Origin of the sequence: Sedimentimonas flavescens (genome assembly GCF_019264375.1) — a bacterium.
GTDB lineage: Bacteria > Pseudomonadota > Alphaproteobacteria > Rhodobacterales > Rhodobacteraceae > Rhodobacter > Rhodobacter flavescens.
In genome coordinates this window covers 190,493-201,233 of record NZ_JAHVAI010000005.1, presented here as the reverse complement: position 1 = coordinate 201,233, position 10,741 = coordinate 190,493, and the positions used below count along the sequence as shown (strand labels likewise).

The 10,741-nt window shown below is 66.4% G+C and carries 10 protein-coding genes; 5 read left to right on the top strand and 5 right to left on the bottom strand.

Annotated features, from left to right (window positions below; genetic code table 11):
• Positions 1 to 54 precede the first annotated feature (54 nt).
• Together KTQ37_RS07040 and KTQ37_RS07035 are read right to left on the bottom strand one after the other, a co-directional pair.
• Positions 55 to 765 (bottom strand): hypothetical protein, encoded by a 711-nt coding sequence (locus tag KTQ37_RS07040; RefSeq protein WP_218629787.1) that lies wholly within the window; start codon positions 763 to 765, stop codon positions 55 to 57.
• A 38-nt stretch (positions 766 to 803) separates the two neighbouring features.
• Complete coding sequence (locus KTQ37_RS07035; protein WP_218629786.1) at positions 804 to 1,535, bottom strand: RNA methyltransferase; 732 nt, start codon at positions 1,533 to 1,535, stop codon at positions 804 to 806.
• A gap of 121 nt (positions 1,536 to 1,656) precedes the next feature.
• On the opposite strand from KTQ37_RS07035, the gene KTQ37_RS07030 reads away from it, so the two are divergent.
• Both KTQ37_RS07030 and KTQ37_RS07025 read left to right on the top strand, forming a co-directional pair.
• Positions 1,657 to 2,277, top strand: coding sequence for a thiamine phosphate synthase (locus tag KTQ37_RS07030; protein WP_218629785.1), 621 nt, complete (start codon positions 1,657 to 1,659; stop codon positions 2,275 to 2,277).
• Positions 2,277 to 2,963, top strand: coding sequence for an AAA family ATPase (locus KTQ37_RS07025; RefSeq protein WP_236021109.1), 687 nt, complete (start codon positions 2,277 to 2,279; stop codon positions 2,961 to 2,963). The genes KTQ37_RS07030 and KTQ37_RS07025 overlap by 1 nt, the downstream gene beginning before the upstream one ends.
• A gap of 8 nt (positions 2,964 to 2,971) precedes the next feature.
• On the opposite strand, the gene tgt is transcribed toward KTQ37_RS07025, so the two are convergent.
• The 3 genes from tgt to KTQ37_RS07010 all read right to left on the bottom strand — a co-directional run bounded on the left by tgt (position 2,972) and on the right by KTQ37_RS07010 (position 6,126).
• Positions 2,972 to 4,102 carry a tRNA guanosine(34) transglycosylase Tgt gene (gene tgt, locus KTQ37_RS07020; RefSeq protein ID WP_218629784.1) on the bottom strand — a complete coding sequence of 377 codons (1,131 nt, stop codon included), beginning with the start codon at positions 4,100 to 4,102 and terminating at the stop codon, positions 2,972 to 2,974.
• Between the two features lie 79 nt (positions 4,103 to 4,181).
• Positions 4,182 to 4,634, bottom strand: coding sequence for a DNA polymerase III subunit chi (locus tag KTQ37_RS07015; RefSeq protein WP_218629783.1), 453 nt, complete (start codon positions 4,632 to 4,634; stop codon positions 4,182 to 4,184).
• Between the two features lie 4 nt (positions 4,635 to 4,638).
• Positions 4,639 to 6,126 (bottom strand): leucyl aminopeptidase, encoded by a 1,488-nt coding sequence (locus KTQ37_RS07010; RefSeq protein WP_218629782.1) that lies wholly within the window; start codon positions 6,124 to 6,126, stop codon positions 4,639 to 4,641.
• 157 nt (positions 6,127 to 6,283) lie between these two features.
• Between KTQ37_RS07010 and lptF the strand changes: the two genes are divergently transcribed.
• Genes lptF through KTQ37_RS06995 form a run of 3 tightly spaced genes read left to right on the top strand, consistent with a single transcriptional unit; the run spans position 6,284 to position 10,730 of the window.
• On the top strand, positions 6,284 to 7,423 hold the full coding sequence (gene lptF, locus KTQ37_RS07005; RefSeq protein WP_218629781.1) for an LPS export ABC transporter permease LptF: 1,140 nt from the start codon (positions 6,284 to 6,286) through the stop codon (positions 7,421 to 7,423).
• Positions 7,420 to 8,526, top strand: a complete 1,107-nt coding sequence (lptG, locus tag KTQ37_RS07000) for an LPS export ABC transporter permease LptG (protein ID WP_218629780.1) — start codon at positions 7,420 to 7,422, stop codon at positions 8,524 to 8,526. The genes lptF and lptG overlap by 4 nt, the downstream gene beginning before the upstream one ends.
• Positions 8,526 to 10,730, top strand: coding sequence for an LPS-assembly protein LptD (locus KTQ37_RS06995; protein ID WP_218629779.1), 2,205 nt, complete (start codon positions 8,526 to 8,528; stop codon positions 10,728 to 10,730). The genes lptG and KTQ37_RS06995 overlap by 1 nt, the downstream gene beginning before the upstream one ends.
• The last annotated feature ends 11 nt before the right edge of the window (positions 10,731 to 10,741 follow it).

The following is a 10,741-nucleotide window of genomic DNA, read 5'->3' as shown; positions in this document are numbered from 1 at the left end:
GCTGCCGGGGCAGGAGCAAGAGGGAGCGGGCCGCCCGAAGCAGGCTTTGCGGCCTCAGGGAAGCCGCCGCCCCGCCGCCAGTTCGGAGCGGATCTGCGCAAGCCCGCCATTCGCTTCGGCCCACAGCAGAACGGCGCAAGCGGCCTGCGCATAAAGCGTCGGGTCGCGGGCCGCCTGACGCGCCCATGAACGTGGGGTTCTTGGCAGATCGGCGGTTGGAGGAACAAGGCAGCGGCCCCGCCCGAAACCGGGGTGCAGATACTGCGGATCGTTCGAGATCAGAACCGAGAGGCCCTCATCGAACCAGGTCGCCATGCGCCCGGTGATCTGCGCGAAGATACCGAGGCGCGCGTGGGTCTCGGTATGGGCGAATTCATGGGTCAGCACGACCGGCGACAGCCCGCTTGGCGCGATACGCACGACCGAGCGCGCGCCGAGCGAGTAGGTCACCGCCGCAGCCCCGCGCCCGCCAAGGCGCCGGTCGCAAGCTTCGCTCATACAAGCCAGAACGATCAGCCGCGCCCGCGGTGCACCGTAATAGGTCGCGACCCGCCCGCGCGCGGCCCGGATCTGCGCGGCCAGCGCCGCGCGCGCATGTTCGGGCATGTCCGCCTCGACCCAAAGGCCCGCCTCTGCGCGCTCAAGCCCCGCGCAGGGTGGGCAGGCCGCGCCGCGCAGCACGGGGAAAAACCACATAAGCGCCAGCAGCCCGAGGGCCGCGCCGCTCAGCAAGGCGATCAGGACTGTCCGCAAAGGCCGCATCATTTGCCCACTCTGGTCAGGACGCGCGGGCCGGGCAAGTCTCAGCGGCGCTGGCGGGTGATTTGCCGCAGCATCCCGTGCAGCGTCTGCACATCGGCACGGGTAAAGGGCATCCGCGACCACAGGTTGCGCAGGTTGAGTTTCATGTTCGGCGCCTTCGCAGGCGGGAAGAAGAAACCAACCTCTTCAAGGCGTTCCTCGAAGTGATCGCCGAGTTTCTCGATCTCGATCCGGCTCGCGACATCCGCGCCGGCAAGGCCGGGATCGACCGGGACGGCCCCGACCTCTTGTCGCATGAACTCGTAGCCCGTCAGCAGCACTGCCTGCGCAAGGTTGAGCGAGGGGAACGCCGGGTTAACCGGAACGGCGATGATCGCGTTTGCCCGGCTGACATCGTCATTCTCAAGCCCGGTCCGCTCGGGGCCGAACAGCACCCCAACCTTCTGCCCGGCGGCGATGCGCTTGCGCGCCTCGTCCATCGCGGTTTCGGGGGTGTAGATCGGCTTCGTCAGCTCGCGCCCGCGCGCGGTCGTGGCAAAGACAAAGTCGCAATCGCTGATCGCGTCAGGAACGCTCGGAAAGACACCCGCATATTCCAGCACCTCGCCCGCCGCGCCCGAGGCCATGGCCACCGCCTTGGGGTTAGGCCAGCCATCGCGCGGTGCCACCAGCCGCATCCGCGTCAGGCCGAAGTTCAGCATCGCGCGCGCGGCAGCGCCGATATTCTCGCCCATCTGGGGCCGAACGAGGATGAAAACGGGGGTTTCTGTCATGGCTGGTCCTTTCCCCGCCCCCATACGCGTGCACGGCCCCTCTGGCAAGGCTGCGCCCCATGCGCTATGACGCATCCAACCATTGCCCGGGCAGCCGGGCCCCGAAACGCAAGGATGCCCGATGCCCGATCAGGACCGCCCGCAGCTTTACCTCGTCACGCCCCCGAGCTTCGATCTGGACGTGTTCCCCAACCTGCTTGGCAGTGTTCTGGGCGCGCATGAGGTGGCCTGTATCCGCCTGGCCCTGGCCACGCGCGACGAAGACGCGGTGATGCGCGCGGCGGATGCCGTGCGTCTGGTGGCGCATGAGCATGACGTGGCGCTGGTGATCGAGAACCACATCCAGCTGGTCGAGCGCCACGGCCTTGACGGTGTGCACCTGACAGATGGCGCGCGCTCGGTTCGCGCGGCGCGCAAGGCGCTTGGGCAGGATGCCATCGTGGGCGCCTTCTGCGGCACCTCGCGCCATGACGGCATGAACGCGGGCGAAGCCGGTGCCGATTACGTCAGCTTTGGCCCCGTGGGCGAAACCGGTCTTGGCAGCGGAGAGCGCGCCGAGCGCGATCTGTTCGCCTGGTGGTCCGAGATGATCGAAGTGCCGGTCGTCGCCGAGGGCGCGCTGACGCTCGACCTCGTGCGCGAGCTTGCGCCCGTCACCGACTTTTTCGGTGTCGGCGAAGAGATCTGGTCGCAAGACGATCCGGCCGCCGCCCTTGGCCGCCTGATCGCGGCGATGGGCTGATGGCCGAGTTCTGGCTGGGCGATTCCAACGGCCCAATGGGCGATGTGGGCGCCTTCATGGACAGCGAGTTGCGTGTGGACCGCGCCGATTTGGCCGCCCATATCCGCCAGTTGGACGGCGCGCGAAACCTGATCGCGATCGTGGGCGCTCCGGGGTCTGGCAAATCGCATCTGGCCGAGGAACTGGCCGCGCAGCTGAACGCGCATACGCCCGGCTCGGCCGCCGTGGTCGGCATGGACGGCTTTCACCGCAGCAATGCCGAACTCGACGAGCTTGGCCTGCTGGCCCACAAAGGCGCGCCCGATACATTCAATGTGGCCGGGCTGAACGACCTATTGACGACCTTGCGCGCGGCCCGCGCCGATGTGACGGTGCCGACCTTCGACCGCGAGGTTGACGAGCCCGACCCGCACGGCGCCATTGTTCCCGCCGCGACGCGTTATGTGTTGATCGAGGGCAACTACCTGCTTTTGACGCGGCCTGAATGGCGCGACCTCGTCCCGCTTTACGACCTGTCGATCCGGCTTGAGGTGCCCGAGGACGAACTGCGCGCCCGCCTTGCCCGCCGCTGGCAGGATCTGCCGGCCGAGGAGGCCCGCCGCAAGATCGACGAAAACGATCTGCCCAACGGCCGCCTGATCCGCAGGGAAAACCGCGCGGCCGATTTCGTGGTATTCGGCGCCTGAGCAAAGGCTCAGAGCGGCTCGATATCGCCCTCGGCGCGCTGCGCATGAAACTCGGCCACGAAGGCGGCCAGCCGCTGCCCCGCGATCGCGTCGCGCAGACCCTGCATAAGCTCTTGATAGTAATGCAGGTTGTGCCAGGTCAGCAGCATCCCCGAGATCATCTCGCTCGCCTTGAAGACGTGGTGCAGGTATGCGCGCGAGTAGTTGCGGCAGGCCGGGCAGGTGCAATGCTCGTCCAGCGGGCGCGGGTCGTCCATGTGGCGGGCGTTCTTGATATTGACCTGCCCGCGGCGGGTCCAGGCCTGGCCCGTGCGCCCCGAGCGTGAGGGCAGCACGCAATCCATCATGTCGATGCCGCGCTCGACCGCGCCGACGATATCGTCGGGCTTGCCCACGCCCATCAGATAGCGCGGCTTGTCCTCGGGCAGGAAACCCGGCGCGTAATCGAGCACGCCGAACATCGCCTCTTGCCCTTCGCCGACGGCGAGGCCGCCGACAGCATAGCCCTCGAAGCCGATCTTCTTCAGCGCCTCGGCGCTTTCCTCGCGCAGATCGCGCGTGACGCCGCCCTGCATGATGCCGAAAAGCGCGTGGCCCGGCCGGTCGCCAAACGCATCGCGTGACCGCTGCGCCCACCGCATCGACAGGCGCATGGATTTCGCGACCTCCTCATCGGTCGCGGGCAGCGCCGGGCATTCGTCAAAGGCCATCACGATATCCGAGCCGAGCAGCTTCTGGATCTCCATAGAGCGTTCGGGCGTCAGCATGTGCTTTGAGCCGTCGATATGCGAGGCGAAGCGCACCCCCTCCTCGGTCAACTTGCGCAGGCTCGCAAGGCTCATGACCTGGAACCCGCCCGAGTCGGTCAGGATCGGCTTTTGCCAGTTCATGAACTTGTGCAGCCCGCCGAGGCGGTCGATCCGTTCGGCCGTGGGGCGCAGCATCAGGTGGTAGGTGTTGCCCAGAAGGATGTCCGCGCCGGTCGCGGCCACGCTTTCGGGCATCATCGCCTTGACGGTCGCGGCGGTGCCCACTGGCATGAAGGCGGGCGTGCGGATTTCGCCACGCGGGGTGTGGATCACCCCAGTGCGAGCCTTGCCGTCGGTGGCGTGAAGCGTGAAGCCGAATTTCTGGGTCATGAGGGTGCTCCCCTGGATCAGGGCGGGCATGTAGCGCGTATGGGGGCGGATGGGAAGAACCGATTGGCGGATGCGCCGGTCACTTCTCGGCCTTCTTCTCCCACCGGCCGCCTTCCTCGCTCCAGTATTGCGCACTGGCCCCGGCGCCGGTCAGGTCGCGCCATTGCGCGCGGGCCCGCTCCAGCGCTTGCTGATCGCGGCCGTCGAACAGGATCCAGACGCGTTCCTTCTGCGCGATCTCGTCCAGACTGACCTCGGCACCATCGAGCGCCATAATCGCCTGCATCCCCTCGGGTTTGGGCGCGGTGGTCAGCAGGACGGGTTGCAGATCGTCATGCGGCCCGCCCGCAAGACCGTGGGGCAAAAAGGCCTCGTCGCCGCCGAGCCAGAGCCGCTGGTCATACCAGTCCATACGCGCCGCGTCGGTGCCGCGCAGCTCCACCCGCCAGCCCTGCCCCAAGGCGCGCTGGAGAAGGTTTGCGACGACCTCTTCCACCGGGGATTGGGTGACATGATAGAACAGCGCGGGCACGCGATCAGGCCTCGAACTTGTCGCGGATCAGACGGTCGAGCGTCATCACGCCCCAGCCGCTGGCGCCCTTCGGCGACAGCGCCGTTTCGCCGGGCGGAAGGGCCACGCCCGCGATGTCGATATGGCACCAGGGCGTTTCGGAGTTGACGAATTTGTTCAGGAAGGCCGCCGCGGTGATCGCCCCCGCCCAACGCCCTCCGGTGTTCTTGATATCGGCAAGACGCGACTTGATCAGGCTGTCATAGGCGGGTTGCAGCGGCATATGCCAGGCGCCCTCGCCCTCGGCCCGCGCGGCCTGCACGACATCCTGCGCGAAGCCGTCGTCATTGGCGAATACACCCGCATTTTCATGCCCAAGCGCCACGATGATCGCCCCGGTCAGGGTTGCAAGATCGATCACTGCGCGCGGGCGGAACTTCTGCTGCGCATACCAGAGCACGTCGGCCAGCACGAGACGCCCCTCGGCGTCGGTATTGATCACCTCGATCGTGTCACCCTTCATCGACTTGACGATATCGCCGGGGCGCTGTGCCTTGCCATCGGGCATGTTCTCGACCAGCCCGACAAGGCCCACGACGTTCACCGGCGCATTGCGCAGCGCAAGCGTGCGCATCACGCCCGCCACCACGGCTGCGCCGCCCATGTCCATGGTCATCTCTTCCATCCCCGCAGCGGGCTTGATCGAGATACCGCCGGTGTCGAAGCACACCCCCTTGCCCACGAGCGCCAGCGGCGGTTCTTCCTCGGCGTCGCCATTGGCGGGCTTCGAAAGCCCGTTCCACTGCATCACCACGACCTTCGAGGGGCTTTCCGAGCCCTGCCCCACGCCCAGAAGCGCGCGCATCCCCAGATCTTTCAGCTCGTCTTCCTCAAGGATCTGCACATCCAGCCCCAACTCGTGCATCGCCGCGAGACGCGCGGCGAAATCGTCGGTGGTCAGGATGTTGGCGGGTTCGTTCACCAGATCGCGGGTGAAGAACACGCCCTCGGCCAGGGCGGCATGGGGGGCGGCCTTGGCGGCGACCTCCTCGGGGTGGGCGACCATCATCGACACCGGGCCGAAGGGTTTCTTCTCTTCGCTCAGGTAGTCGAAACGATAGGCCCGGAGCGCGAGGCCAAAGGCGATCTCGGCGGCCGAAGGGTGGTTTTCAGCGATCACCAGCGCGCCTTTTTCGTCGAGCGCCTTGCCAACGGTGGCCCCCGCCTTGCGCGCCTCGGCCAGCGAGGCCTTGCGCGGCAGCGAGATCAGCACGAGCGCCTCAGCGGCCAGCCCGCCGGGCCAGCCGATGACCATGCCCTCGCCGGGTTTGAGCTTGCCCCAGGCGGGCGAGCCCACTGCCCGCGCCACCGCCCCGCGCGTCAGCCGGTCGAGGCGCCGCGACGCCGCCGTCAGCTTGCCTTCGGGCGTGATCAGCACCGCGATGCGCCCCTCGCGCGCGGCAAGATCATCAAGCTCGGTTTCGACGAAGCGGATGGCGACGGGATGGGTCATGGCGGTCCTCGGAGTTCTTGCGGCCGGATTGCACCGGCGGGTTTCCGCGCCGAGCCTACGGTGCACGCGCGAAAATGAAAAGCGCCCCGCTCCGGGGCCTTTCGCGCGCCGCCCCGACGCGCTAGAGAGGGTGAAACATCCCGGGGGATGAGCGAGTTTGACGCGTCTGGACCGATATCTGCTTTCTCAGCTGATGGCATTATTCGGCTTTTTCGCGCTGGTTCTGGTGTCGGTTTACTGGGTCAACCAGGCGGTCCGGCTCTTCGACCGGCTCATTTCCGATGGCCAGACCGCATGGGTGGTGCTTGAGTTCACTGCCCTCACCCTGCCCAATGTGGTGCGGGTGGTGTTGCCGGTCGCGGCTTTCGCAGCCGGGGTCTATGCCGTCAACCGTGCCAGCCAGGATAGTGAGTTGGTGGTGATGCAGGCCACGGGCGCCTCGCCCTGGCGGCTTGCCTGGCCGGTGGCCGTCTTCGGGCTGATCGTCGCCGTGATGATGACCTTGCTGGTGCATTTCCTTGTCCCTGCCTCGCGCGCGCAGATGGCCGAGCGCCAGCAACAGGTGACCGAGAACGTCACCGCGCGTTTCCTGGTCGAGGGGTCGTTCCAGCACCCGGCAAACGGCGTGACCATCTACATCCGTCAGATCTCGGAACTGGGCGAGTTGCTGGACATCTTCCTGTCGGATGCACGCGCAGGCAGCACCCGCACCACCTACACCGCCGAGCGGGCGCTGATCGTGCCCTCGGAAAGCGGCCCCAAGCTGGTGATGTTCGACGGCATGGCGCAGACGCTTCGGCTATCCGACCAAAGCCTCGCAACGATGCGCTTTGCCGATTTTACCTATGATATCGGTGCCTTGATGGCGGTCAGCGCGCGTACGCGCCGCAGCATCGATGAGATCATGACCATCCCGATCCTGCGCACCCCCGAAGCCGTGATGGAGCAAACCCATCAGGATGCCGCCGGGTTGACGCGCGTCGTCCACCAGCGATTTGCGCAACCCCTGCTGGCTCCGGCGGCGACATTGCTGGGCTTCGCGTTCCTGATGCTTGGCGGCTATTCCCGCTTTGGTCTCTGGCGCCAGATCGGCGGGGCCATCTTTGGCTTGATCATGTTGCAGTTCCTGACCAACGCCGTTGACAGCGCCACCAAATCGGCGCCCGAGGCGTGGTGGCTGAACTACCTGCCCGCGGCCACGGCCCTTTGCGTGACGGGGCTTTTGCTGTGGTGGTCGGGGCGGCCTCGCCGTCGCCCCCGTTCGGCCACGGTGCTGGCGGAGGGCGCCTCGGCATGACGCTGTCCATCTACCTCGCCCGCCGTTTCCTGCGCGCCTTGCTGATGGTCTTGGGCGCGTTCTGGGGTATTCTTTTCCTGATCGAGATGGTCGAGAAGATCCGCAGCTTCAGCGCCGCGCAGGTCGGCCTGAAAGAGGCGGCCCTGCTCTCGGCGCTCAGTGTCCCGGCCTCGGTCTATACCATCTTGCCGCTCATCGTGATCCTTGCCGCGGTGGTGTTGTTTCTTGGCCTCGCGCGCTCGTCCGAGCTGGTGGTGATCCGCGCCTCGGGCCTCTCTGCAATGCGGATGCTGGCAACCCCCGTTGTCGTCGCGCTGTTGTTCGGCGCGCTGATGGTTGCAGTCGGAAACCCCATCGTTTCGGCCACATCCAAACGCTATGAGGAACTCGCGAACCGCTACCGCCAGACCGGGGCGGACACGGTCTCGATCGGGCGCGAAGGCGTATGGATGCGCCAGGGCACCGAGGAGATCCCCGGCGGTCAGGCGGTGATCCGAGCCGCGCGAGCCAATCTCGACGCGACCGAGCTTTACGACGTGACCTTCCTGATCGTGGCCCCCGACCGCGGCCCGATCCGGCGTATAGACGCCACAAGCGCATTGCTGACCCCCGGCGCATGGCAACTGACGCAAGCCAAGGACTGGCCGATCGGTGCCTCGACCAATCCCGAGCGTGACGCCACAAGCGCAGAAAGCCTGAGCATCGCCACCGATCTGACCGCCGCGCGCATCCGCGACAGCTTCGGCACCCCCTCGGCCGTACCAATCTGGGATCTGCCCAAATTCATCGCCTCCCTCGAGAACGCCGGATTTTCCGCGCGCCGCCATCAGGTCTGGTTCAACATGGAGCTGGCGCAGCCGCTGATTCTGGCGGCGATGGTTCTGATCGGAGCGGGGTTCACCATGCGGCATGTCCGTTTCGGGCGGAGCGGAACGATGGTTCTGCTGGCGCTTTCAGCGGGGCTTGCGGTGTTTTTCCTGCGCAATATCGCGCAGGTTCTGGGCGACAACGGCCAGATCCCGGTGATCCTCTCGGCCTGGGCGCCGCCTGCCATCGCGCTCATGCTGTCCACGGCGCTCATTCTTCACCTGGAGGACGGCTGATGGGCTTTTTCCGCAGCGCCCCCGTTACGCTTCTTGCCGTGCTTGCGCTTGGCACCGCGCTTGGCGGCGTTTATGTGCCGCGCGCCTTCGCGCAGAGTGCAACCGCGGCTACCGCCGTCGATGAGGCCGCGACGCTGCTGGCCGACCGCATTCTGCTGACCGCAAGCGATCAGCTGATCGCCGAGGGCGCGGTCGAGATCTACTATCGCTCGAACCGGCTCAGTGCCTCTCGCCTGATCTACGACAAGAAGGCCGACCGGCTGACCGTCGAAGGCCCGATCCGCCTGATCGAACCCGGCGAGGCCGGAAACGTGCTTCTGGCCGATCAGGCCGAGCTGTCACGCGATCTGCAAAACGGCATCATGGTGGGCGCGCGCATGGTCATGGCGCGCGAGTTGCAACTGGCCGCCGCGCGGATTGAGCGCAAGGACGGCCGGATCACCACCTTCAGCCAGGTCGTAGCCTCATCTTGCGAGATTTGCGTCACCGATCCGACCCCACTGTGGGAGATCCGCGCGCGCCAGATCACCCATGATGCCGAAGCGCGCCAGCTGGTTTTCGACGGGGCGCAGTTCCGCGTCATGGGGGCGCCCGTCTTCTACTTCCCGCATATGCGGATGCCCGACCCGACGGTCGAGCGCATGTCGGGATTCTTGATGCCGAGCGTACGGACAACCTCGAACCTCGGCACGGGGATCAAGGTTCCCTATTTCTTCACGCTTGGCGACAGCGCCGACCTGACGGTCGAGCCCTATCTGTCCACCTCGGAAACGGTGACGCTGGGGATGCGGTATCGCCGGGCGTTCGACAACGGCACGCTTGAGGTCAACGGAGCCTTCTCACGCGACGATATTCTGAAAGACGAAGACCGCGGCTACCTGTTTATCGACAGCCGCTTTGCGCTGCCCGACGATTTCAACCTGGGTCTCCAGCTGCGCCTGACCAGCGACGATGCCTATCTGGTCGATTACGACATCACCGATGACGACCGCCTCTGGTCAGGCGTCACGCTCGATCGCGTACGCCGGGATGAGCTGATCTGGGCGCGCATCGGCAACACCCACTCGCTGCGCGAAGGGGAAAGCAACTCGACCGAGCCGATGCTGGCGGGCGATGCGCAATGGATACAGGTGTTCCGCCCCGGCCTGATCGGGGGCGAAGCGACGCTTGAATGGCAGCTCGGCGCGCTGCGGCGTGCCGCCGATTCCGAGTTGGACGGCGGTGATCTCGATCTGATACCGGACGGCCGCGACCGGGTGCGCGCCTCGCTGGTCGCCGACTGGCGCCGCAACTGGCTGCTGAGCGGTGGCATCCTGGCCTCGACCGAGGCGGAGCTTGCCCTTGATGCGGCGGTGGTCAACCAGGACCCTAACTACGAGACGACCAACCTGCGCGCCCTGCCCTCGCTTGGGCTTGAATTGCGGTGGCCCTGGGTCAAGACCTCGGGTGCCGCGGCCCATGTCATCGAACCCGTGGCTCAGCTGATCTGGAGCCGCGACTCGCTTGACGAGTTGCCTAACGAGGACAGCTGGCTGACCGAGTTCGACGAGGGCAACCTGTTCGCCTTCTCGCGCTTTCCGGGCGGTGACATGCGTGAACGCGGGCTGCGCGCCAACCTGGGCCTAAGCTGGACGCGCAACGACGCGGCGGGCTGGTCGCTCGGGGTGACGGCGGGGCGGGTGTTCCATGCCGAGGATCTCGGGCAATTCTCTAGCGGATCGGGGCTGTCGGGCACGCGCTCGGACTGGCTTGTGGCCGCGCATCTGAGCGGGGCCAACGGATTGATGCTGTCGAACCGCGCGCTGTTCGACGACGATCTGAATTTCTCGCGCGACGAGTTGCGGCTGGCTTATGCCGCCGATCGCTACCAGATCGGCGCCGGTTACCTCTGGATGGAGGAAAACCCCGACGAGGGGCGCGATGACGCAATCTCGGAGTTGCAACTCGAAAGCGGTTGGGGCTTGGGTCGCGGATGGTCGGGCAAGTTTGACGCGCGCTACGATTTCACGGCCGACCGGGCCAGCCGGGCCTCACTTGGGCTGCAATATGCCACCGAATGCGTGACGGTCGATCTTTCCCTCTCGCGCAGATTCACTTCCTCCTCTAGTGTGAAGCCCGAAACCGGGATCGGGCTGTCCGTGCAGCTTGCGGGTTTCGGCGCGAAAGCGGCCTCGGGGGCCGAGCGCCGGGTCTGCACGCGCTGATCGCCCCCATA